The organism is Noviherbaspirillum sp. UKPF54 (assembly GCF_007874125.1).
Lineage (GTDB): Bacteria > Pseudomonadota > Gammaproteobacteria > Burkholderiales > Burkholderiaceae_D > Noviherbaspirillum.
This window is the reverse complement of record NZ_CP040128.1, coordinates 2352655-2375877: the sequence shown is the minus strand read 5'-3', so window position 1 is coordinate 2375877 and position 23223 is coordinate 2352655. Positions and strand designations below refer to the sequence as shown.

Annotated in this window: 22 protein-coding genes and 3 tRNA genes; 12 read left to right on the top strand and 13 right to left on the bottom strand. The window is 61.0% G+C overall.

Annotated features, from left to right (window positions below; translation table 11 throughout):
• Positions 1–14 precede the first annotated feature (14 nt).
• The 3 genes from FAY22_RS10995 to FAY22_RS10985 are packed head-to-tail and all read right to left on the bottom strand — an operon-like array spanning position 15 to position 4836.
• Positions 15–2834: an AAA family ATPase gene (locus FAY22_RS10995; RefSeq protein ID WP_146330238.1), complete on the bottom strand. Its 2820-nt coding sequence runs from the start codon at positions 2832–2834 to the stop codon at positions 15–17.
• Between the two features lie 15 nt (positions 2835–2849).
• Complete coding sequence (locus FAY22_RS10990; protein WP_146330237.1) at positions 2850–3518, bottom strand: hypothetical protein; 669 nt, start codon at positions 3516–3518, stop codon at positions 2850–2852.
• Complete coding sequence (locus FAY22_RS10985; RefSeq protein WP_146330236.1) at positions 3508–4836, bottom strand: hypothetical protein; 1329 nt, start codon at positions 4834–4836, stop codon at positions 3508–3510. The genes FAY22_RS10990 and FAY22_RS10985 overlap by 11 nt, the downstream gene beginning before the upstream one ends.
• A 148-nt stretch (positions 4837–4984) precedes the next feature.
• Here FAY22_RS10985 and FAY22_RS10980 point away from each other — a divergent pair, with 148 nt between their 5' ends.
• Positions 4985–5596, top strand: coding sequence for a ParA family protein (locus FAY22_RS10980; protein ID WP_146330235.1), 612 nt, complete (start codon positions 4985–4987; stop codon positions 5594–5596).
• Positions 5597–5599: 3 nt separating this feature from the next.
• On the opposite strand, the gene FAY22_RS10975 is transcribed toward FAY22_RS10980, so the two are convergent.
• The 8 genes from FAY22_RS10975 to metG all read right to left on the bottom strand — a co-directional run bounded on the left by FAY22_RS10975 (position 5600) and on the right by metG (position 13679).
• A complete protein-coding gene (locus tag FAY22_RS10975; protein ID WP_146330234.1) occupies positions 5600–5965 on the bottom strand; it encodes a hypothetical protein in 366 nt (121 codons plus the stop codon).
• 232 nt (positions 5966–6197) lie between these two features.
• Entirely contained in the window at positions 6198–7088 is an 891-nt protein-coding gene (locus tag FAY22_RS10970) for a cobalamin-binding protein (RefSeq protein ID WP_210411813.1), read from the bottom strand.
• A gap of 20 nt (positions 7089–7108) precedes the next feature.
• Positions 7109–7948, bottom strand: a complete 840-nt coding sequence (gene panC, locus FAY22_RS10965; RefSeq protein WP_146330232.1) for a pantoate--beta-alanine ligase — start codon at positions 7946–7948, stop codon at positions 7109–7111.
• A 59-nt stretch (positions 7949–8007) separates the two neighbouring features.
• Positions 8008–8859 carry a ScpA family protein gene (locus tag FAY22_RS10960; RefSeq protein ID WP_146333409.1) on the bottom strand — a complete coding sequence of 284 codons (852 nt, stop codon included), beginning with the start codon at positions 8857–8859 and terminating at the stop codon, positions 8008–8010.
• Between the two features lie 29 nt (positions 8860–8888).
• Positions 8889–9098, bottom strand: a complete 210-nt coding sequence (locus FAY22_RS10955) for a DUF3460 family protein (RefSeq protein WP_146330231.1) — start codon at positions 9096–9098, stop codon at positions 8889–8891.
• A 129-nt stretch (positions 9099–9227) separates the two neighbouring features.
• Positions 9228–10940, bottom strand: coding sequence for a SulP family inorganic anion transporter (locus FAY22_RS10950; RefSeq protein WP_146330230.1), 1713 nt, complete (start codon positions 10938–10940; stop codon positions 9228–9230).
• Positions 10941–11077: 137 nt separating this feature from the next.
• A complete protein-coding gene (locus FAY22_RS10945; RefSeq protein WP_146330229.1) occupies positions 11078–11557 on the bottom strand; it encodes a GNAT family N-acetyltransferase in 480 nt (159 codons plus the stop codon).
• A gap of 43 nt (positions 11558–11600) precedes the next feature.
• Positions 11601–13679, bottom strand: coding sequence for a methionine--tRNA ligase (gene metG, locus FAY22_RS10940; protein WP_146330228.1), 2079 nt, complete (start codon positions 13677–13679; stop codon positions 11601–11603).
• 161 nt (positions 13680–13840) lie between these two features.
• On the opposite strand from metG, the gene apbC reads away from it, so the two are divergent.
• The 8 genes from apbC to FAY22_RS10900 all read left to right on the top strand — a co-directional run bounded on the left by apbC (position 13841) and on the right by FAY22_RS10900 (position 19551).
• The gene (apbC, locus tag FAY22_RS10935) at positions 13841–14929 is read left to right on the top strand and encodes an iron-sulfur cluster carrier protein ApbC (protein WP_146330227.1); all 1089 of its coding nucleotides are present in this window, start codon (positions 13841–13843) and stop codon (positions 14927–14929) included.
• Between the two features lie 105 nt (positions 14930–15034).
• On the top strand, positions 15035–16441 hold the full coding sequence (gene gltX / locus FAY22_RS10930) for a glutamate--tRNA ligase (protein WP_146330226.1): 1407 nt from the start codon (positions 15035–15037) through the stop codon (positions 16439–16441).
• Positions 16442–16501: 60 nt separating this feature from the next.
• Positions 16502–16577 (top strand) — tRNA-Ala (locus FAY22_RS10925).
• Between the two features lie 38 nt (positions 16578–16615).
• A tRNA-Glu gene (locus FAY22_RS10920) sits at positions 16616–16691 on the top strand.
• A gap of 172 nt (positions 16692–16863) precedes the next feature.
• Positions 16864–16939, top strand: a tRNA-Glu gene (locus FAY22_RS10915).
• A gap of 163 nt (positions 16940–17102) precedes the next feature.
• Positions 17103–18299, top strand: a complete 1197-nt coding sequence (gene earP, locus FAY22_RS10910; RefSeq protein ID WP_146330225.1) for an elongation factor P maturation arginine rhamnosyltransferase EarP — start codon at positions 17103–17105, stop codon at positions 18297–18299.
• A gap of 111 nt (positions 18300–18410) precedes the next feature.
• Positions 18411–18986, top strand: a complete 576-nt coding sequence (locus FAY22_RS10905; protein WP_146330224.1) for an elongation factor P — start codon at positions 18411–18413, stop codon at positions 18984–18986.
• Positions 18987–19155: 169 nt separating this feature from the next.
• On the top strand, positions 19156–19551 hold the full coding sequence (locus FAY22_RS10900) for a hypothetical protein (protein ID WP_246860734.1): 396 nt from the start codon (positions 19156–19158) through the stop codon (positions 19549–19551).
• Positions 19552–19622: 71 nt separating this feature from the next.
• Here the strand turns inward: FAY22_RS10900 and FAY22_RS10895 are convergent, their stop codons facing one another.
• Positions 19623–20657 (bottom strand): NADP-dependent oxidoreductase, encoded by a 1035-nt coding sequence (locus tag FAY22_RS10895; protein ID WP_146330223.1) that lies wholly within the window; start codon positions 20655–20657, stop codon positions 19623–19625.
• A gap of 38 nt (positions 20658–20695) precedes the next feature.
• Here FAY22_RS10895 and FAY22_RS21990 point away from each other — a divergent pair, with 38 nt between their 5' ends.
• The 3 genes from FAY22_RS21990 to purU all read left to right on the top strand — a co-directional run bounded on the left by FAY22_RS21990 (position 20696) and on the right by purU (position 22499).
• The gene (locus FAY22_RS21990) at positions 20696–21046 is read left to right on the top strand and encodes a hypothetical protein (RefSeq protein WP_168204717.1); all 351 of its coding nucleotides are present in this window, start codon (positions 20696–20698) and stop codon (positions 21044–21046) included.
• Complete coding sequence (locus FAY22_RS10890; protein WP_146330222.1) at positions 20947–21486, top strand: polymer-forming cytoskeletal protein; 540 nt, start codon at positions 20947–20949, stop codon at positions 21484–21486. The genes FAY22_RS21990 and FAY22_RS10890 overlap by 100 nt, the downstream gene beginning before the upstream one ends.
• Before the next feature lie 143 nt (positions 21487–21629).
• A complete protein-coding gene (gene purU / locus FAY22_RS10885) occupies positions 21630–22499 on the top strand; it encodes a formyltetrahydrofolate deformylase (protein ID WP_146330221.1) in 870 nt (289 codons plus the stop codon).
• Positions 22500–22536: 37 nt separating this feature from the next.
• On the opposite strand, the gene FAY22_RS10880 is transcribed toward purU, so the two are convergent.
• Positions 22537–23181: a cysteine hydrolase family protein gene (locus tag FAY22_RS10880; protein ID WP_146330220.1), complete on the bottom strand. Its 645-nt coding sequence runs from the start codon at positions 23179–23181 to the stop codon at positions 22537–22539.
• Positions 23182–23223: the final 42 nt, after the last annotated feature.

Genomic DNA, 23223 nt, shown 5'->3' with positions numbered 1-23223 from the left:
CCCGCCGCCGATTTTTACGCCGCTTCCTGCGTGCGCCGCTGCAGCACGAAGATCGGCTGCGCCCAGTGCGTGTCCTTTTTCTTCTTGCTCGTAATGAGCGTCAGTTCGGACGGATCGTAGACGTCGGTGTTGTGGGTGAGCGGCGTCGTCATCAGGTACTGCGCATCGGTGTTCTTCAGGAACTCGCCGACCAGCTGGATGTTGCGGATGTCCAGGTGGGCGAACGGCTCGTCGATGAACACGAAGCCGCCGGAGCCGTCGTCCGACTTCAACAGGCCGATCAAGAGGATCAGCGACTTCATCACCTGCTGGCCGCCGGAGGCTTCGCCGTCGTTCAGGCCGATCGGGCCCTTGCCGTCGAACTTGAAGCGCACGTGCAGGCCGGCCTGCGCCAGCTGCACATCGTCGTTTTCCAGCCGCACCGGATCGGTATGCACCTCGATGCCGGCCAGTTCGCCCAGCTCCTTGATGTTGCGGCTGTAGGTCTTGATCGTGTAGCGCAGGCGCTCGATGTAGGCGCCGCGCGCATTCTCGGTCGCTTCGCGCGCACGGTTGTTCTGGTAGCGGCGCTCCTCGGTTTCCGCCTGGCGCCCCTGCAGCAGCGCGGTCAGGCGCACATGCTGATCGACCACGGTGGAGTCGGTTTCCCAGTCGTCGCGCGCCAGGTCGGTGGCCAAGTGTTTCAGGCGCAGCTCGACCTGGTGCGCATTCTGATGTTCTTCCACCAGTTCCAGGCGGCGCGCCGGCTTGCGCCAGGCGTGCGGCAGGTGGCGCCAGGTCTGGCGGATTTCGCGCAAGACCTTGCCATGCGCTTCGCGTTCCTCGCGCTGGCGCTTCTGCGACTGGCGCAGGTTGGCTTCGCCGTCGGCCAGCGCGCGCTTGGCGTTTTGCCAGGCGTTGTCGGCCAGCGTGCGGTCTTCCGTCGCTTTCTTCGTCAGCGGGAACAGCTCGCCCAATCGGCTGCCGACTTCGGTGCGGGCCGCCTTCAGCGGTGCCGCGCCGTGCGTGGCTTCGTCGAACTCCGCCTGGCGCGCCACCAGTTCCTTGGCCGCGTCGACGCCGGCGATGCGCGCCTTCAACGCGCTGACTTCGCCGGCGAGCTTGTTGATCTTCAGCGTGAGCTGGTCTTCCTGCGCTTCCAGCTTGGGCAGCGACTGCAGCAGCGCCGCCAGGCGCTGCGCGCGGCCTGCCTGGCCGAAGCGGTAGCGCGCGGCCTCCACGAACAGCGAACGGCCGCCGCGGCGCTCATGATGATAGGCTTCCGGCGTGATCCATTCGTCGCCGGAGCGCTGCTTCATGCCGGCGTCGACCGAATCGACGCGGGCGATGCGCGCGAGCTGGTCGATCAGCCAGGACGGCGCCGGCGCGGTAAAGCGCACTACCGACAAGAGGCTCTGGTCCTTCACCTCCGGCGCGCGCACGCGGTCGGATACGATGAAGTGGCCGTAGCGCTCCTTCTCGCCGATGCGGTAGGCCGCCGACGCGTCGCGCGCATTTTCCAGCAGCACGACCGAGGTATAGCCGCGCAACACGCCTTCGACCGCGCCTTGCCAGCGCGGATCGGTCACTTCGACGATATCGGGCAGCATTGCATGCTCGATCTTCGCGTCGGCCAAGGCACGGCGCATCGAACGCACATGTTCCGGGTCGGGCAGGGCGGATTTGCCCTCCAGCGCGGCAATCGCGGCGCGCTCGCCTGCTATGCGCGCGGCAAGCTCGTCGCGCGACTGGCGCAGGCGCATGTACTCGGCTTCCTTCTGCTCCAGTTGCGCGGCCACGTCGGCGATGTCGGCGCCTTCATCCGCCGCCAGCTTTTGCAGGCGCGCCTTTTGTTCGAGCAGGCTTTCCAGCGGCTTGAGCTTGGCGTTGAGTTCGCCGAGGCGCTTTTCCAGGACAGACTTTTCCTCTTCCAGCGCCGTCTCTTGCTGATGCGCGGCGGAGAGCGCGTTGGCGCGCTCGGCCAGTTCTGTGCGTCGTTCGGACAGCTGGACATCCTGCTGCGCCATCGACGCCTTCGACTCTCGCAGCATGCGGCTGGTCGCGCTCGCCTTTTCGCGCACTTCGTGGTACTGCAGCGTCGGCAGGATTTCCTCCTGCAGGTCGCGCTGTTCCTTGTTCAGTCCTTCCCATTGGTGGAAGTTGGCCGCGCGCAGGCGCAGCCGCTCCAGGTTGGTCTGCGCCGCTTCCAGCTCGGTCTCGAAGCGCTGCAGCTCGATTTCGGTGTCGTGCTGGTGGCGCTTTGCTTCGTCATAGGCATCGAGCACTTCCTTGTCGCCGAACACCTGGAACACCAGGTCCAGCAGCTGGCGCGGCGCGTATTCGCACAGCTTGTCGGTTTCGCCTTGCTCGAGTGCCAGCACTTTTGCCATCGCGGGCGAGAGACCTGCGTTGGCCAGACGCTTGCGATAGGTTTCCAGGCCCAGCCAGTCGTTCGCTTCCCGCACTTCCTCGATGTCGACCACGCCGCCGCGCATCAGGTACTGGCGCTTCCAGTCGCCGCCGTTCTTCTGGATCTGGCAGAACAGCGTCACCTCGTCTTCGCTGAAGAAACCGGACGAGCGGAACGGTCTATTCGACAGCTGCCGTCCGACAGGGCGGTTGTCGACCACCGCGCGCAGCCAGGAAGTTTGCTGGCCGGCGTGGCGCGCATAGTGCTTGTACGAGCGGCCCATCGAGCAGTCGAGGCCGAACAGGGTGCGCAGCGCGTCCAGGAGCGTGGTCTTGCCCGAGCCGTTCTGGCCGGCGATGGTGATGATCTTCGCGTCCAGCGGAATGTTCTTGACGCGTTGCCAGTAGTCCCAGTGGACCATCTCCAGCGATTTGATATGAAACATGCGTATCCTGTCTGCTTATTGTTCTGCTTGCGGGAATGTGAGGATGGCCGCTTCCTTGGGCGGCGGGCGATGGAAGATGTCGGCTAGCGCGCCGTTGATGATGCGGTCGCGCAGCGTGTCGGTATCCATCATCAGGTCCAAGAGCGGCCCTTCCACGATCATGTCGCCGCGCCGCTCGATGAAGCCGAGCTTGTTCAACTGGCCAAGGTTCATGTCCATGCGCGTCTTCTTGCCCAGCTTGTCGCCGAAATCGGCCAATAGCGCCTTGTAGGAAATGCCCATCGACGCGTCTTCCGCGCGCGGCATCGGTTTCTCCTTGCCGAACATGTCTTCCTGGTCTTCCAGCGCGGCCTGATGCGCTTCCTGGCGCTCGCGCTTGGGCAGGATAATCATCGCCCACAGCACCACCAGCAAGGCGACGCCGTCGCGCGCCAGGCCCATGTTGTTGTTCTGCCAGACTTCGCGCGAGCCGAAGATCTTCGGCTCGATCTCGCGCGCAAGCGCAAGCGTGACGTTGTCCGCGTAGACGTTGTCGACGAACTTCATGCCGCAGGCGGCCAGCCGCGCATCGAGGTCCTGGCGGAACAATTCGTCGGTCAGCGCTCGTTTCACCAGCTTGTTCTCGCGCGCCAGGGTCTGGTGCGTGAGCAGCTGCGCGATCAGGATTTGTGCGTCATCGGTCATTCTGTGTTTCCGTATCTGATGTCGGTGTCAGGGTGGCCATCGAGATGGCCGCCACGTGCGGGTCTTTCAGCTTCACCATGTCGTCCTGCGGCGCGAACTCCAGCGGCAGGCGCGCCATGGTCGCGGTGCCGCCCTGCAGCGCCGCCTCGCTCTCGTCGCCCAGCAATGGCAGAAGCGAAGCGCGGTAGGAAGCGATCGCGAAGGTCGCGGGCAGCAGCGTGTCGTGCACCGTGGAGGCGGAACCGGTGGACGAGGCAAAGGACGTCAGGCGTGTCAGCCAGGTATCGAGTTCCACCGGAATGGCCGCAGCCTCGCTTTGCGTGACGTGCGCATTTTCGCCGGTCGGCAGCACGTCGTCGGCGCGGTTGTTCTTGTCGGCGAAAAGCTCGGCCTCGGCCACGTCGATCATCTCGGACGGCGTGATGAACATCGGCGTGACCGGCAGGGCAACGGCACTGCTGGCAAGTCCCGCCAGGTCTTCGTGCTGCATCAGCCAGGTCTTGATGTCGGTGGTCGACAGGCCCGACTGGCCGAGATGCACGCGCTGGCGCTCGATCTGGTTGAGCGCGCGCGAGAACATGCCCTGCATGTTGAGCAGGGCGCTTTGCGCGCGGCCGATCGCCTGCGCGGCACGGTGCGTGGCCGCGTCGGCATCGGGGTCGGTCGTGATCTGCTGGATGATCTGCGAGCCCTTATCGACCCAGTCGCAGGCGGTGTGCCATTTCTGCTGCGCGGCGCGCAGGCGGAATTCCGACCCGGAGGCGATCGCATCGCGGAATTCCTCGGTCAGGTCGACCATGCGGCCCAGCAGGTGCTGCAGCTGTTCCACCGAGACGCCGCCTACTGCTTGCGACCCGGCCACCTGTGACAGCAGAAAGCCCATTTCCGCATCGTCCTCGTCCTGGCCCAGTCCCAACAGCGCGTCGAGCGCCGCCAGGATATTGCGCGCCATCGGGGTGATGCGGTACACGCCCTGCGCGGCGTCCCACGCCAGCAAGTGGTGCGACCGCAGGCGTGCCAGCACCGTTTCCAGGCTGTCCGGATCGAGGTAGCCGAGCCTGGTGTTGATGTCGGCGCGTGACAGGGACGTCGCCTGTGCATCGGATGCCAGTTCCTGCAACACCAGCAAGCGCACCAGGACGCTGTCCGAGCCGCCATGGAACAGCGCGGTAAATGCCTGCAGCAGCGGCTGCGCCTGTTTCAGGCGAAATACCTGTTCGATATCGTCCGGGGAAATCTGGGGCTTGAAGTAGGCTTGCAGCGAGGTCGGTTGTTCGTCATCCGGCACGGGGCCGGAATTGGTCGATAAGTTTTGCATCCCAGTATTTTAAGGCAGTGCCCCATAGGAAAGAACCTGAAATCGGCCACGGGCGCCTGGAAGCCGAAAATCTGCGTGCTATGCTTGCAAAAATGCTGTTTCCAAATGGAAAATTGATGCCAAAACATTAATTTGAGCGGAGGAGAACATGCCGGTCATCGTCATCGCCAATCCCAAGGGCGGCGTCGGCAAGAGCACGATTGCCACCAATCTTGCCGGTTATTTTGCCCGGCAGGGCCACAAGGTCATGCTGGGAGACGCCGATGCACAACAGTCGTCGCGCGCCTGGCTGGCGCTGCGGGCCGGCAGCCTGCCGCCGATCGCGGCATGGGAAATTGACAACGGTTCTGTGGCGCGCCCGCCCAAGGGAACCACGCACATCGTGCTCGACACGCCGGCCGGGCTGGGCGGCGCGCGCCTGGAAGAAGTGCTGCGCATCGCCGACAAGGTGATCGTGCCGCTGCAGGCATCGATGTTCGACATTCTGGCGACCCAGGCCTTCCTGGAGGGGGTGAAGGCAAGGCACGGCGCCCGCAACATCGGCGTGCTTGGCATGCGGGTCAACGTGCGCACCCGCGCCGCCGACCAGCTTGCGCATTATGTCAGTAATCTTGGTGTGCCGGTCCTGGGATATCTGCGCGAGACGCAGAATTACGTGCAACTGGCCGCGCATGGCGCGACCTTGTGGGACGTGGCCCAATCACGCGTGGAAAAGGATGTCGAGCAGTGGGGCGCGCTGGTGCGGTGGGCGCAGCTGTAATGCCTACCGGTTGCAGACCGGATGCTTGTTTTCGTCCAGCACCGGGGTGAGGACTAGTTGCGCGGACAGGTACTGGAACATGTAGGCGCAGCCATAGGGGTCTTTCACGAACATGCCGTGCACCACGGTTTTGGCGTTCGCCAGCTTTTGTCCCCTGGCGACAGCCGGCGATACGAAATTTTCGCCTTCAGACGCCGCCGCACTGGAGATCGGCTGGCCGATCATGCGAGCGACCCGTTCATATGCCGACGGGAAGAAAGTCAGTGCAAAAAGCGCGCAGGACGCGGCTCCGGCCAGCATGATCAGGGCACGCTGCCATAGCGGCTTGCGGGAGATGTTGACGGCGGATTTTTCGTTCAGATTGCTCATACGTGTCCACTGAATCAGCGATGCGGCAAAAAACGGACTCTGGCGCCCGGCGTCGAACAAACCGGATGTTTCGGCGAGAAAGCGTGTCATGCCCCGCAAGAGCCATCGATTATATGAACAGAAAGAATGCGGTCAATCCCATAAATAAGTGTTGATTTTGGGCAATAAAAAGACGCGACGGCATTGATGTCGCGGCGCGGCTGCGGCGATTCGGGGCTGGGCCGAGGCGGGATTAACGCTTGTTGCGCACGGCGTCGAGCTGCCGGCACAGTGTTTCGGCGCCATCGAGAATGCGCGGGCCGGAACGGTTCAATATGCCGCCGTCGACCAGCAGCATGTTTCCGCGCGCAACGGCTTTCAGTTGCGGGAACCGGCGCCAGGTGCCGAATACGTCATCCTGTTCTCCGATGCTTGCAATGACGACGTCGGGATCGGCTTTTAGCACGGCTTCGATGCTTACCGTCGGCGCAAGCTGCGGCAGTCCACCGAAAATGTTTTCGGCGCCGCAAAGGCGCAATACCGCCGCCGGTGTCGTTGCGTCGTTCAGGGTCATCAGCGGCGAACGCCAGATCTGGTAGAACACCTTGAGCCTGGAGCGCTGCCGATAGGCTGCATCGAGGCCTTGCAGGCGGGCGCGGAAGGAAGCGGCGGCGGCATGCCCGGCGGCGTCAGTGCCGGCCAGGTGCGCCAGACGCTCGAGCGACGTGGCGATGGCGGAAAAGCCATGCGGCTCGCTCCTGAAGACAGGGATGCCGAGCGCGTCGAGTTTTGCCAGCTGTGCCGCGGCACTGCCGTTGTTCCAGCCCACGATCAGGTCGGGCTTGAGCTGGAGAATGCGTTCCAGGTCGAGGGAAATGCCGCTGCCGACCGACGCGATGCGCTTCGCCTCGGGCGGATAGTCGCTGTACTCGGTCACGCCGACCACATGGGAACCTGCGCCGGCGGCGAACAGCATTTCGGTGGTATGCGGCGCCAGGCTGACGATGCGGCGCGCCGGGCCGGGCAGGGTGACGGTGCGCTGCGTATCATCGACGGCCGAGACAGAGGCCACGGCAGGCTGGGCTGCCGCACATAGCAGCGCCACAGCCGCCAGCGCGCATGCCGGCAACAATCGTAAAGTCACGGCGTGCCCGACCGCGGCAATCAGATTTCGAGATTGTCGATCAGGCGCGTCGTGCCGAGCTTGGCGGCGGCCAACACGACCAGCGGCGCACCCTGGGCCAAGTCGCCCGCGGACGGCGGCTGCAGGTCGGCGCGTTTGCGGATCGAGATATAGTCCGGCTTCCAGCCGCGCGTTGCCAGCTTGGCCATAGCTTGGCGCTCCAGCTCGAACATGTCGAGGTGGCCGCCTCGTACTTCATCGGCGACTTCGTTAAGCAGGCGGTACAAAGCAGGCGCTTCCGCACGTTCCTGTTCCGACAGGTAGCCGTTACGCGAAGACAGCGCCAGGCCGTCCTCGGCGCGCCAGGTCTCCGCCGCGATGATTTCGGTCGGCAGTGCGAATTGCCGCGCCATGTTCCGCACGATCATCAACTGCTGATAGTCCTTCTTGCCGAACACTGCCACGCGCGGCTGCACGCAGGAGAACAGCTTCAGCACCACGGTGGTCACGCCGGTAAAAAATCCGGGGCGGAATTCGCCTTCCAGGATATTGCCGAGATCGTCCGGCGGCCGCACGCGGTATTCCTGCGGTTCGGGATACAAGTCCTTCTCCGTCGGCGCGAACAGCACGTAGACGCCTTCCTTTTCCAGCTTCTCGACGTCGGCCTGGAAAGTGCGCGGATACTTGTCGAAATCCTCGTTCGGGCCGAACTGCAGGCGATTGACGAAGATCGATGCGACCACCGGGTCGCCATGCTTGCGGGCCAGCCGCATCAGCGACAGGTGCCCTTCGTGCAGGTTGCCCATGGTGGGCACGAAAGCGGTGCGTAGTTGTCCGCGCAACTGGTCGCGCAGCTCGTCGATGGAAGAAATGATTTTCATGGCAGACCTTGCTACATCAAAATGCCGGAATAGTGGAATATGCGGCGCGGGGTAAAAAATCAGGTCGGAGAATAAGCCAGGCGAACGTAGATCGGCGCAAAGGCTTCGGCCTGCGTGATCTCGATCAAGGTTTCCTTCGCCAGTTCAAGCAGTGCGATGAAGTTGACCACGACCACAGGCACGCCGCGCGACGGGTCGAACAAGTCGGCGAACTCGACGAATCTTGTCGTCTGCAAGCGACGCAGGATCGCGGTCATGTGCTCGCGCACGGACAGTTCCTCGCGGGTGATGGTGTGATGCGCGGTGAGTTTGGCGCGTTTCAGAATATCGCCCCAGACCGCCTGCAGCTCGCTGATGCTGACATCGGGCCAGCGCGTGACCATGCTCTGCTCGATGTGGATCTGGGCGCGCACATAATCGCGCCCCAATTGCGGCAGGGTGTCGAGCTGCTGCGCGGCGAGCTTCATCTGCTCGTATTCCAGCAGGCGGCGCACCAGTTCGGCGCGCGGATCTTCGGCTTCCTCGCCATTCTCGTTCTTCTTTACCGGCAGCAGCATGCGCGACTTGATCTCGATGAGCATCGCTGCCATCAGCAGATATTCTGCCGCCAGCTCCAGATTGTGCGAGCGGATTTGCTCGACATATTCCAGATACTGCAGCGTAACCTGCGCCATCGGAATATCGAGGATGTTGAAGTTTTGCTTGCGGATCAGGTACAGCAGCAGGTCGAGCGGCCCCTGGAACGCTTCCAGGAAAACCTCGAGCGCGTCCGGCGGAATGTACAAGTCGTTGGGCAGCTTGAACAGCGGTTCGCCATACAGCTTGGCCCGCGCCACGCCGTCGACCACGTCCGGCGTGGAATCCGGATGACTTGCGAGCGCTTGCTCGGGGGCGTCGGCCGGCAGGTGCATCAGCAGCGCGTCCTGCGGTGTGCTCACACTCAGTGTTTGGTCTGGTAGACGTAAGGCTGTTGCTTGATGCGCGACGCTTCGGCGCGCTGGCGGGCGTCAAGGTCTAGCGGCGCCTTGTCCCACAGCAGGGCACGGCCTTCGCGCTGCTTCTGTTCCAGCGTCGGATCTTTCTGCTTGAGTTCCTTCAGGAATTTCGTGAATTCGGATTCGTAACGCGTATCTTGCTTGCTGAATTTCATGGTGTCTTCAATCACAATGGAAAGGCAGGCGGTATTTTACATCGGGTTGACATGCTTGCCGCCAAACAAATATTTTTGTGAATGCATGTCGCTTTGGCAAGCATTGCATCCGGCTGCGCCATGTCGTGTTCAGGCTGCGGCCGCTTTCGCTCCTGCCAGGAAATTGGCCCGGTCCAGAGCATGGGATAGATCGGCGACACAGTTTTCCGCCCCGAGCCGGTCGAGAAAGCCGGTCCGCGTCATCAGGCTGAGCGGCTGGTGATTCGGTCCCGCCAGGATCAGCTGGCAGCCGCGCGCAAGCAGTGTCTTGTTCAGCGTCTCCAGCGCATCGAGGCCGGTGGTGTCGAGATTGATCAGTTGCTGCAGCTTGAGGACCATCGCAGCGCCGGGAGCGGCTTGCGGGTCGAGCAGCGCCTCCATCTTGCCGACCGCGCCGAAAAACAGCGAACCGAAAATCGAATAGACGGCCACGCCGGGAAGCGGCGGGTGGGGCAGGGATTCCGGTGCCAGGCGCTCGATGCGCGTTAGGCTCGAAACGCGGTAAATGAAGAACACGCACGCCAGCACCAGGCCGACTTCCACCGCCGCCGTCAGGTCGATGATCACCGTCAGCAGGAAGGTCGACAGCAACAGGATGCGGTAGTTGAGCGAAAAATGGACAAGGCGGACGAATTCATGCCATTCGCCCATGTTGTAGGCGACGTGCAGCAGGATTGCCGCCAGCGCGGCCAGCGGAATATTCTTTGCGAGCGGTGCTGCCACCAGCACGATCGCGACCAGGGTGAGCGCGTGCACCATGCCGGCAATCGGCGAGCTGGCGCCGGTGCGGATATTGGTGACGGTGCGGGCTACCGTGCCGGTCGCGGGCAGGCCGCCGAAGAAGGGCGTAACGACATTGGCAATGCCCTGCGCCATCAGTTCCTGGTTTGGATCGTGCCGGTCGCCGGTCAGGTTGTCCGATACGCGGGCGCACAGCAGTGATTCGATCGCACCCAGCAGGGCGATGGTGACGGTCGGCGCGATGAGCTGCTTGACCAGGATCCAGGAAAACTGGGGCAGCTGAAATTGCGGCAAGCCCTGCGGAATGCCGCCGAATTTGGTGCCGATGGTTTCCACCGAAAGATCAAGCACTGTCACGGCTAGCGTGCTCAATATCAGCACGATGATCGGGCTTGGCAATGGCTTGAGCAATTGCACCAGGCGCGGATGCCGGTAAAGCATGCTGCGCGTACCATCCTGCCGGGCACGGAACACCGCCGGCCAGCTGAACATGATCACGAGCGATGCTCCGGCCAGCGCAAGCGTCGTGAGGTCCAGCGTGTGCGCGTTCAGTGCCAATATCCGGATCTGCTCAAAAAAATCCCCGGGCATCTTGTCGATCTTCAGTCCGAGGAAGTCTTTCAGCTGCGACAAGGCGACCAGCACCGCGATGCCGTTGGTGAAGCCGATCACGATCGGCACCGGAATGTACCGGATCAGCGAACCCAGCCGGAACACGCCCATCGCAAACAGCAGCATGCCGGCGAAAATGGTGGAGATCAGCAGGTTGGCCAGACCGTATTTTTCGATGATGCCATAGATGATCACGATGAACGCACCGGCAGGGCCGCCGATCTGCACGCGCGAACCGCCCAGCGAGGAAATCAGGAAGCCGGCGATGATCGCGGTGAAGATGCCGGCTTCCGGCTTGGCGCCGGAAGCAATCGCGAATGCCATCGCCAGCGGCAGCGCAACCACGCCCACGGTCAGGCCGGCGTTGATGTCCGCCATCAGGTGCGTGCGGTCGTAATCTTTCAGGGAATCGAGCAGGCGGGGGCGAAAACCGATGCTGGGCAGGTTCATGCAATCGTGCTCCTCAGGACAGGCGGGCGCGACGGGAATGCAATTCAGGCGTCGGCCACAGGTGCAAGTATTTTGCACCTGCGGTAACAGGTACGCCAAGCATTTACATCAAACTGCACGCCGGTGTGGCTATTCCATCAGTAGCCCAGCAGTCGGCGCATCACCGTTGGCGCGGGTTCGGCCGGATTGGCATGGGTGTATTCGAGTTCGGGCGCGAATTCAAAGCCGAACGCCGCGTACAGGTCCAGCAGGCGCGGCTGATCGGCGCGCACCGCAAGGCGAAGCTCTTCAATGTCGGCCACCTGTGCCCGATGGATCACCGCTTCCAGCAAGTGCTCGGACAGATGCTCGCCACGATATGCCGGCAGCACACCCATGCGCAGGATTTCCCAGACGTTCGCTTCGCCGTCGAGGGGCACCCAGCGTACCGAGCCGACCGGCAGGTCGTTCTTCAGCAGGATGAAGCCGCCACCCTGCAGCAGGTGTACTGTGACCCGCTCCGCCGTTTCGCGATGCCCGCTCGAGGTGGCGGCGACCTTGCCGAACCAGGCGGCGCGGGTCAGTTCCGCGATCAGCGGCGCGTCGTCGAGGACGGCTTCGCGAACGACGACGCTCATCGCCCCCTCTGGCAACTGCCGCCCATATCCTCGCAAGGCATGGTCAGCGCACCCGCATGCCTGGTTCGGCGCCCGGCCAGGGATTCAGGACGTAAATGCCCGGGGTGGATTTTTCGTCGGCGGCGGATGCGGCCAGCACCATGCCTTCCGAAATCCCGAACTTCATCTTGCGCGGCGCCAGGTTAGCCACCATTACCGTCAGCTTGCCGATCAGGTCTTCCGGCTGGTAAGCCGACTTGATACCGGAGAAGACGTTGCGCATGCGGCCTTCGCCCACGTCGAGCGTCAGGCGCAGCAGTTTGTCGGAGCCTTCGACATGCTCGCAATTGACGATCTTCGCGATGCGCAGATCAACCTTGGCAAAATCGTCGATCTTGATTTCCGGAGCAATCGGCTCAATCGTCGCGGAGCCAGCGTCTTGCGCTGCCTCGGCAGGCTTCGCAGCCGCAGGCTGCTCCGGCGCTTCGAACAGCGCATCCAGCATCTTCGGGTCGACCCGCGTCATCAGGTGCTCGAAGGTGCCGATCGAATGCGGCATCGTCTGAAGATCTGCCCAGGTCAGGTCGTGTTCGATGCCGAACAGTGCCGACACCTTGCGCGCCAGCGCCGGCAGGATCGGCGCGAGGTAGATCGTCAGGCAGTAGAACGAGCGCAACAGGTTGCTGCAGACATCCTGCAGTTCCTGGTTGTTGGCCGGATCCTTCGCCAGTTCCCACGGCTTTTTGGTGTCGACGTACTGGTTGACCTCGTCGGCCAGCGCCATGATCTGGCGGATCGCCTTGCCGTACTCGCGCGCTTCGAACGCTTCCCGGATTGCGGCTTCGTGTTCGCCGAAGCGCAGGCGCCAGGTCATGGCGGCATCGCCGGTCACCTCGTCGGAGAGCTTGCCGCCGAAACGCTTGGTGATGAAGCCGGCCGCGCGGCTGGCGATGTTGACGTACTTGCCGATCAGGTCGGAGTTTACGCGCGATACGAAATCATCCGGGTTGAAGTCGACGTCTTCCACCTTGGCGTTGAGCTTGGCGGCGATGTAATAGCGCAGCCATTCCGGATTCATGCCGAGTTCCAGGTAGCGCAGCGGCGAAATGCCGGTGCCGCGCGACTTCGACATCTTTTCGCCGGAAACCGTGATGAAGCCGTGCACAAATACATTGGTGGGCACCTTCAGTCCGGAGAACTTCAGCATGGCCGGCCAGAACAGCGTATGGAAGTAGATGATGTCCTTGCCGATGAAGTGGTACTGCTCGGTCGATGCATCGTTCATGAAGGCGGTGAAGTCGCGCCCGGTCTTGTCGAAGTAATTCTTCAGCGATGCGAGATAGCCAACCGGCGCATCCAGCCACACATAGAAATACTTGCCCGGCGCATCGGGAATCTCGATGCCGAAATAGGGCGCGTCGCGGCTGATGTCCCAGTCGCCCAGGCCTTCGTCGCCTTCCAGCCATTCCTTGGCCTTGTTCACGACTTCCGGTTGCAGACGGTTCGGCGTCTGTGTCCATTCGCGCAGGAATTCGACGCACTTCGCATCGGACAACTGGAAGAAGTAGTGTTCGGATGACTTCAATACCGGCGTCGCACCCGACAGCGTCGAATACGGGTTCTTCAGGTCGGTCGGCGCATAGACCGCGCTGCATACTTCGCAGGAATCGCCGTACTGGTCCTTGGCGCCGCATTTCGGGCATTCGCCCTTGATGTAGCGGTCCGGCAGGAACATGTTCTTGACCGGGTCGAAGAACTGTTCGATGGTCTTGGTCGTGATTAATTTCGCATGGTCGCGCAGACGGCGGTAGATGTCCTGCGATAATTCATGGTTTTCCGGCGCATCGGTCGAGTGCCAGTTGTCGAAGCTGATGTGGAAGCCGTCGAGGTACTGTGCGCGGCCGGCGGCGATCTTCGCGACGAATTCCTGCGGCGTCACGCCGGCTTTTTCGGCCGCGATCATGATCGGCGCGCCATGGGCATCGTCCGCGCCGACGAAATGCACCTCGTTGCCTTGCATTCGCTGGAAGCGCACCCAGATGTCAGCCTGGATGTATTCCATGATATGGCCGATGTGGAACGCGCCGTTGGCGTAGGGCAGGGCGGTGGTGACAAACAGCTTGCGGTGCGGTGTGGTGCTCATTTGGCAATGCTTGTTGAAGGAAAAACTGCCATTTTAGCAGTGCGGGAGTGCCGAGGTGGCGCTAATGGCAGGATTGCGCTGTCAAATAACGAGCGTCGACCGGTGACTTGTCTGGACCGGGAATTCGTTTAGACTTATTGCAACAAATTTCAGGAGAAGTAATGAGCATCAACGTTGAAGCCATCAAGGCGGCGCTTTCCGGCGTAGTCGATCCGAATACCGGCAAGGACTTGGTGGCCGGCAAATCCGCCAAAAACATCCAGGTAAACGGCGCCGACGTCACCCTCGACGTGGAACTCGGCTATCCGGCCAAGAGCCAGTTCGCTCCGATCCGCCAAGCGGCGACCGACGCCATTCGAGCCATTCCGGGCGTCGGCAGCGTTACGGTAAACGTGTCGTCGAAGATCGTCGCACACTCGGTGCAGCGCGGCGTCAAGCTGTTGTCGAACGTAAAGAATATTATCGCTGTCGCGTCGGGCAAGGGCGGCGTCGGCAAGTCCACCACTGCTGTCAATCTGGCGCTGGCGCTGGCAGCCGAAGGCGCGTCGGTCGGCATTCTCGATGCCGACATCTATGGCCCGTCGCAGCCGATGATGATGGGTATTTCCGGGCAGCCAGAATCGCTCGATGGCAAGACCATGGAGCCGCTGGAAAACTACGGCCTGCAGGTATCGTCGATCGGCTTCATGATCGATCCCGACCAGCCGATGGTCTGGCGTGGCCCGATGGTCACGCAGGCACTGCAGCAACTGCTGGAACAGACCAACTGGCGCAACCTCGATTATTTGATCGTTGACATGCCGCCTGGCACCGGCGACATCCAGCTCACGCTATCGCAAAAGGTGCCGGTCACCGGCGCCGTAATCGTCACCACGCCGCAGGACATCGCGCTGCTCGACGCGCGCAAGGGCCTCAAAATGTTCGAGAAGGTCGACATTCCGATTCTCGGCATCGTCGAGAACATGAGCGTGCACATCTGCTCGAACTGCGGCCATGCGGAGCCGATCTTCGGGCAGGGGGGCGGACAGAAGATGTGCGCGGATTACGGCGTCGATTTCCTTGGTGCGCTGCCTCTGACCATGTCGATTCGCGAACAGACCGACTCCGGCAAGCCTACTGTGGTGGCTGACCCGGACGGGCAAGTGGCAAAGATCTACATGGAAATTGCGCGCAAGGTGGCGGTAAAGGTTGCGGAAAAAGCGAAGGACATGACCAGCAAGTTCCCCAACATCGTGATCAAGAACGATTGAGTGCATTTGGCGCGCGTTTCACCCCTGTTGCCGACAAGGTAAAATAGCGCATTCTTTATCTTTCTCTAACACGGCTTTGGCGCCCCAAGGCCGTTTTTATTTGCCATGACTGTCCGTACCCCTGTTCGTACCCGCTTTGCTCCCAGCCCGACTGGCTATCTCCATCTCGGCGGCGCGCGCACCGCGCTGTTTTCCTGGGCCTTCGCACGTCATTTCGGCGGCACCTTCATCCTGCGCATCGAAGACACCGACCTGGAGCGTTCCACGCCGGAAGCGGTGCAGGCGATTTTGGATGGCATGAACTGGCTCGGCCTGCATCACGACGAAGGCCCGTTCTACCAGATGAAGCGCATGGACCGCTACCGCGATGTGGTCGCGCAGATGCTGGAAGCGGGCACTGCCTACTATTGCTATTCGTCGCCGGAAGAAGTCGAGGCGATGCGCGAGCGCATGCGTGCCGCGGGCGAGAAGCCGCGCTACGACGGCACATGGCGTCCGGAGCCGGGAAAGACCTTGCCAGCCATCCCCGAAGGCCGCAAGCCGGTGGTGCGCTTCAAGAATCCGCTCGACGGCGACGTGACCTGGGACGATATGGTGAAGGGCTCGATCACGATCTCCAACCGTGAACTGGACGACCTGGTGATCGCGCGTCCAGATGGTACGCCGACCTACAACTTCTGTGTCGCGATCGACGACTGGGACATGAAGATGACCCACGTGATCCGCGGCGATGACCATGTGAACAACACGCCGCGCCAGATCAATATTCTGCGCGCACTGGGGGCGCCGCTGCCGCAATATGGCCACGTGCCAATGATTCTTGGCGCCGACGGCGAGAAGCTGTCCAAGCGCCACGGCGCGGTGAGCGTGATGGATTACCCGGCGCAGGGTTATCTGCCGGAAGCGATGCTGAACTATCTGGCGCGCCTCGGCTGGAGCCATGGCGACGACGAGATTTTCTCGATGGAGCAGTTCTGCCAGTGGTTCGACGTCGACCATCTGTCGAAGTCGCCCGCGCAATTCAATCCGGAAAAGCTGGCTTGGCTGAACAACCACTACATCAAGCAATCCGACAATGCGCGCTTGGAAGGGCTGGTGCGCCCGCTGATGGAGCAGGATGGTGCGCAGTTCGACGGCGCGCCGAATCTCCAATCGGCAATTGCACTCCTGAAGGAACGCGCGAACACGATCAACGAGTTGGCCGAGGCCGCCATGCTGTTCTATCGACAGCCATCTCCTGATCCTGCGCTGATTGCGCAGCATGTGACGGAAGCAGTGAAACCTGCGCTGGAACGTTTCTCGGTCGTGTGCGAAACGGTGGAATGGAGTAAGGCGGCGCTCTCCGGCGCAATGAAGGAGGTGCTTGCCGCGCACAAGCTGAAGACGCCGCAGCTGGCCATGCCGTTGCGCCTGCTGGTGACCGGCCAGTTGCAGACGCCGTCGATCGACGCGGTGCTGGAATTGTTTGGCCGTGAAACGGTCTTGGCGCGTCTGAAAAAATTTATCGGGTAATCGTCGAAAGAGGATTTACACGGGAGAAAAAACTTTGCTATACTCTCGTTTCTTCGCAAGGGGGGTATAGCTCAGCTGGGAGAGCGCTTGCATGGCATGCAAGAGGTCAGCGGTTCGATCCCGCTTACCTCCACCACTTCAAGAGGTCATTGAAGGTTACGAAGAACGGCTTCAGTCCCCATCGTCTAGAGGCCTAGGACACCGCCCTTTCACGGCGATAACCGGGGTTCGAATCCCCGTGGGGACGCCAGGATATTCTGGCTAAAAAGACCCGGCAGACTTGCCGGGTCTTTTTGTTTTAGAGTGAGTGCTTCAAGTTGTTGGAGTGGCGCTCACGCGTTTTCTGCTTTGATCGGAAAACATGCCGCAAAGAAATGTGCTATAATTGCAGGATTGGTAGGCCGCAGTAACGACAGATTTCTGTCCCCATCGTCTAGAGGCCTAGGACACCGCCCTTTCACGGCGATAACCGGGGTTCGAATCCCCGTGGGGACGCCAGATAAAACGCCACGCAATCGCGTGGCGTTTTGCTTTTTTCGGCCGCTTCGGTAGCATTCCAAGCATGAATGCGCCGGGCAAGCGCGGGTGTGCTTTCATGCTGCCGCAGCATGTGCCATCGACAGCGCGGGCCTGCGCCAAGTAGCTGCCTGCACCGTCAAATATGTCATCCAATAAAACCTCCGTTATATCTCTTGCCTTGTTCTGCAAGGTGGTCGACAACTATGGCGACATCGGCATCTGCTGGCGCCTGGCAAGGCAGTTGCGTCAGGAGCATGGCATTGCCGTCGTTTTGTGGGTGGACGATCTGCGCAGTTTTCGGCGGATTTGTCCGCAGGTCGTAGTCGATGCCGAAGCGCAGGAAGTTTTCGGTGTGACAGTGCGGTACTGGCGCGATCAGGAGGGGGTGTTTTCCGTCGATGAAGTTGCTGACATTGTCATCGAATTTTTTGGCTGCGATATCCCTCCCGGCTATATCTCTGCGATGGCTGAACGCCATCCGCGTCCGGTGTGGCTCAACCTCGAAGGCTTGAGCGCCGAGGAGTGGGTCGAGGGCTGTCATACCTTGCCTTCATCGCATCCGCGCTTGCCGTTGACGAAACATTTTTTTTTCCCGGGCTTCACGAGCAAAACGGGTGGCCTGCTGCATGAATCTGGCCTAGAGCAGCAGCGCCAGCAATTTCAGGCGGACCGGGCGGCGAAGGGGGAATTTCTTGCGCGGCTAGGTCTAACGGCGGCAGAAATGGATGCGCTGAAGGTGTCGTTATTCTGTTATCCGCATGCGCCGGTTTCCGCGCTGTTTGAAGCATGGCAGGGCGGTAGCGCACCGGTTACCTGCCTTGTGCCCGAAGGGGTGGCGGCCGATGCGGTAAAATCGTTCTTCGCGGGCGAGGCTGCATCGGGCGCCGCAATGACCCGCGGCGCGCTTACGGTGCGAATCATGCCCTTTGTCGCGCAGCCCGACTACGACAGGCTGCTATGGGCTTGCGACCTGAATTTCGTGCGCGGCGAGGATTCCTTCGTGCGCGCGCAATGGGCCGGCAAGCCTTTCATCTGGCACATTTACCCGCAGGACAAGAACCTGCATCACGTGAAATTACGCGCGTTCCTGCAACGATATTCCCCTGATATGAGCAGCGTGAATGCACTCTCCCTGCGCTGGAACGGCGCGACGAGCGGAGATGTGGAGGGGCAGCCCGGATGGCCCGATTTGTGGAAGCAATTTCAAGCCGACATTCCAATGATTACGCGCAGAACTGAGGAATGGCGGCGGCAGGTACTTGCAAATGGGGATTTGGCCGCCAATTTACTGAAGTTCGCCGCGTCGCTTCGTTCGGTTGCCCCGAAAAACGAGGTATAATGCGCGGTTAATCTAAATCGTTTGATTGCGGTCAAACGTAGGCTAAGCGCCGTTGGCCATGACCATGAAGCGGCAGATTTTTACGCAACTTATTTTTTACGTACACTCACTATGAAACCTGCAAAAGAAGTTCGTGTTGGCAACATCATTATGGTTGACGGCAAGCCTTTTATCGTGCTGCGTTCCGACGTCAACGGTTCGAGCCGCACCGGCTTCACCTATAAGTGGAAGATGAAGAATCTTCTGACCAACGCTCCGCTGGAAAACGTGTTCCGCGGCGACGACAAGTTCGACGTCGTTGTCCTCGACAAGAAGCCGGTGACTTTCTCGTATTTCGCCGATCCGCTGTATGTATTCATGGACGAAGAATACAACCAGTATGAAATCGAAGAGGAAAACCTGGGCGATGCATTGCATTACCTGAAAGACGGCATGGAATGCGAAGCCGTTTTCTATGATGGCAAGGCGATTTCCGTCGAACTGCCGATCACGATCGCCCGCAAGGTGGTGTATTCCGAGCCGGCAGTCAAGGGCAATACCTCCGGCAACGTCCTGAAGGAAGCCAAGATCGAAAACGCTATCGAAGCGCATTGCCACATCGTTCAAGTGCCGCTGTTTGTCAGCACCGACGACGTGATCGAAATCGATACCCGCACCAACGAGTACAAGCGCGTCGTGCGTAACTAAGCCGCCGTGCTTCAAGAAAACGCTGCCTGCACGGCAGCGTTTTTTTTTTGCCCTCCAAAACTGGGCTTTGCACGATCGATTCCGTACGGTATACACTTGCCGGCTGTAATGCGAGACCGGAATGGCGCATGACATCGGCACGTGTAGCGAAGTGTGAAGGAGCCAAAAAATGATGAAATCAAAAATCCATTTTCTTGTGCTGGCGGCGTCGGCATGGGTGGCCGGTTGTTCATTCATGCCAGCGAGCGGAGACAATGCGTCGCAGGCCGCACAGGCAGCAGCGGGGACCGGGCAGACGAGGCAAGGCAATGCCGCAACCGCATCCGCCTATCGCATGGTCGTCGAAGACAACGGCGGGCGTGTCGAAGTTGAGAAGGTCGCATTCCGCCCAGGCGTTTCATCGGCCAGCGTGGAGCGGCTCGCGAAGCAGCATGATTGTGCCGGCAGCGCCGGCGCCGGACTGCTCACAGTAAAGGGGCCGGTCGAGGTGTACCGCATGCAGTGCGACAACGGCACGGTGTTCATGGCGCGATGCGAACTGCGCCAGTGCCGGCCAATGCATTGACATGAAAAAAGCCCCTTCCCGAACGGGCAAGGGGCAAACCATGAGACGATGATACTGATTTAATACAGGGCTTATTCGTCCTTGGCGACTTGCAGCACCAGCTTGCCGAAGTTTTTGCCTTCGAACAGCATCAAGAGCGCTTCCGGGAAGTTTTCCAATCCCTCGACGATATCCTCGCGCGTCTTGAACGTGCCTTCCTTCATCCATTTGGCCATTTCGGCAACGCCAAGGTGGTAACGGTCCGCGTAATCGAACACCACGATGCCTTCCATGCGCGCGCGGTTCACCAGCAGCGACAGGTAATTGGCCGGGCCTTTCACCGGCGTGGTGTTGTTGTACTGCGAGATGGCGCCGCAGATCACGATACGCGCCTTCATCGCGAGTCGCGCCAGTACGTCGTCCAGGATGTCGCCGCCGACGTTGTCGAAATAGACATCGACGCCATTCGGGCAATGCTTCTTCAAGCCTTCGCGCACCGATTCATTCTTGTAGTCGATGCAGGCGTCGAAGCCGAGTTCGTTGACCACGAAATCGCACTTGTCCTTGCCGCCGGCGATGCCGACCACGCGGCATCCCTTGTGCTTGGCGACTTGGCCGACGGTCTGGCCGACCGCGCCGGCGGCGCCCGACACCACCACGGTTTCGCCTGCTTTCGGCTGGCCGACCTCGAGCAGGCCAAAGTAGGCGGTCATGCCGGGCATGCCGAGCGCATTCAGATAAGTTGGCAGCGGCGCGGCTGTCGCATCGATCTTGTAAAACGCCGCGCTCTTGTCGTCCGCCGGGCCTACCCAGTACTGCTGCACGCCGATGCCGCCCGATACATAATCGCCGACCGCAAATCGGGGCGATTTCGAAGCCACTATCTTGCCGATGCCGCCGGCGCGCATGACCTCGTCGATTGCCACCGGACGGATGTACGACTTTCCTTCATTCATCCAGCCGCGCATGGCCGGATCGAGCGACAGGTATAGCGTCTTGACGACGATCTCGCCGTCGGCGATGTCGCGTACCGGTTCAGACGTGAATTTCCAGTCGCTGCGCTTGGGCATGCCGACCGGGCGGGCGGCCAGACGGATCTGTTTGTTACTCAAGTTTGTTGTGCTCATCATGTCTCCAGTGAGGTGTGGGGCCTCGATAAATATACATGAAATTGAACGATCGTGCTTTTTTGGTAAAAAATGTAACGTGGGAAAAAATTTCGGAACTTTCCCTGCGGCATAAGGACCAAGCAGGGAGCCGCGACGTTGCTGCGACTCAAGAGGTGGGGAGATTGCTTCCTGCAGCGCAAACGCAAGTTGAGCGTTGCCTCGTTTTCGACAGGGAATGCCGCGTGCGTCGTTTCCATGTCATCGCAAAAGTCACGTTCTACTACGCAATTCATTTTCAGGAGATCACATGCTTCGTTCCGAAACGCTTTTTGGCAAACGCGAATCCAACACGCCAAATTCCCCTCTCAACACCGCCAGCGGCATCGTCCCCGCCGGAACCGGCATGAACAAGACCATGGCATCGGTCACCAGCCCGCTCGGTTCTTCCGGCAGCGAGTCGACGTCGTCGACCTCCTCCAGCACCGCAGAAGGCGGCAGCAAGCTGATCGTCGGCCCCAATATCAAGCTCAAGGGCGTTGAAATCACCGACTGCGACACGTTGGTGGTGGAAGGCCGCGTTGAGGCGACAATCGACTCGCGCGTGATCCAGATTTCCGAGCGCGGCGCATTCAAGGGCTCTGCTGAAATCGATATCGCTGAAATCCACGGCGACTTCGACGGCGACCTGACCGTGCGTCAAAAACTGGTCATTTATTCGACCGGCAAGGTCTCCGGCAAGGTCCGTTACGGCAAGGTCGTGATCGAAGAAGGTGGCCAGCTGTCCGGTGACATTCAGGTCGGCACTGCCGCTGCATCCAAGGGCCTGTCCGTCGCCAAGGTTGGCTAAGCCCTGACGCTGTTGAAGAAAACGCGCTGCCATGCTCGGCGGCGCGCAGACCCGGACGCGCATCACGCGATCCGGGTTTTTTGTTTCTGGTAAGCCATGCGACAATAGCCATCTTTGACTCGCGCTATTTTCAATCGGTCATCATGACTCACCCGGAATACATTCTCACCCTGTCTTGCCCCGACCATCGCGGTATCGTCCACCGCGTATCGGGTTTTCTGGCCGAGCACGGCTGCAACATCATCGACTCCGCGCAGTTCGGCGACGCGCAATCCCAGCTGTTTTTCATGCGCGTGCATTTCGCCGCGGAAGACCGGACGGTGAGCGACGCAACCTTGCGCGCCGATTTCGCGCAGGTGGCGGCCGAATTGAATATGGATGCGCAACTGCATGACGCGCACAAGAAGCCGCGCATGATGCTGATGGTATCGAAGATCGGCCACTGCCTGAACGACCTGCTGTTCCGCTACAAGAGCGGTCTGCTGCCGGTCGAGATCCCGGCGATCGTATCGAACCACACCGATTTCTACCAGCTCTCGGCGAGCTACAACATTCCGTTCCACCATTTGCCGCTGGCCGCCGGCGCTTCGGCGGAAGCCAAGCGCGCGCAGGAAGAGCGAGTGATGGAAATCGTGCGCAACAACGACATCGACCTGGTGGTGCTGGCGCGCTACATGCAGATCCTGTCACCGGAAATGTGCACTGCCCTGAAAGGCCGGGCGATCAATATCCACCACTCGTTCCTGCCCAGCTTCAAGGGCGCCAAGCCGTATTACCAGGCGCACGAGCGCGGCGTGAAGCTGATCGGCGCGACTGCGCATTTCGTCACCGGCGACCTCGACGAAGGGCCGATCATCGAGCAGGACGTGGAACGCGTCGACCATGCGATGGAGCCGGACACGCTCACGGCGATCGGGCGCGACGTCGAATGCGTGGTGCTGGCGCGCGCCGTGAAGTGGTTTGTCGAGCACCGCATCCTGCTGAACGGCCACAAGACCGTCGTATTCAAGTAAGTTCCGCTTGCCCGGCCAGGCCGGGCGCATTCCCTCCTTAGGCTGCCTGCGCACGCTGGGCGGATGACCGTGCCCGCAGGTTCGACGTGTAAATGTTGTCACGTTCAAGCTGGCTGTCGGCCTGTACTGCTGCAAGCCATTCGTCGGTCGTGGCTACCGCTGCAAAACTCGAATGAAACACGACGCTGAACGCGCGATGGATTTCTTCTGCGCTGGCTTTGCCGGCCGCGTTTTCGTAGGGAAGCGAGCCACTTGCATCGCTCAGGAATTCCACCTTCAATCCGGCATGCGCGGCATGCAGGATCGTCGACGCGTCGCAGTTGTGCGTCATGTAGCCGGCCACGGCCAGCGTGTCGATTTCGTGCTCGTTCAACCATTGCGCAAGATCGGTGCCGGCGAAAGCGCTCGCCATGGTCTTGTTGACGAGGTGGTCGTGTGCGCGCTCGGCAACGACCGCGTGCAGCTGCCATCCGGCTGAACCTTTCGCGAACAGCGGCGCCGCTTCCGGCGAATCGTGCTGCACGACGATGACCGGTACGCCGGCTGCGCGCGCGGCATCCATCGCACGCCCGATATTGGGTAGCGAGGTCTGGATCGGCGGATATTCGATCGGCAGGTTGCCGGTCACGTATTCGTTCTGGACGTCGATGACGATCAATGCGCGGCGCGGTGCGTTGCTCATGTTGTTCTCCTGTTTAAAAAGGGCGTCAATTGCCCGATGAGC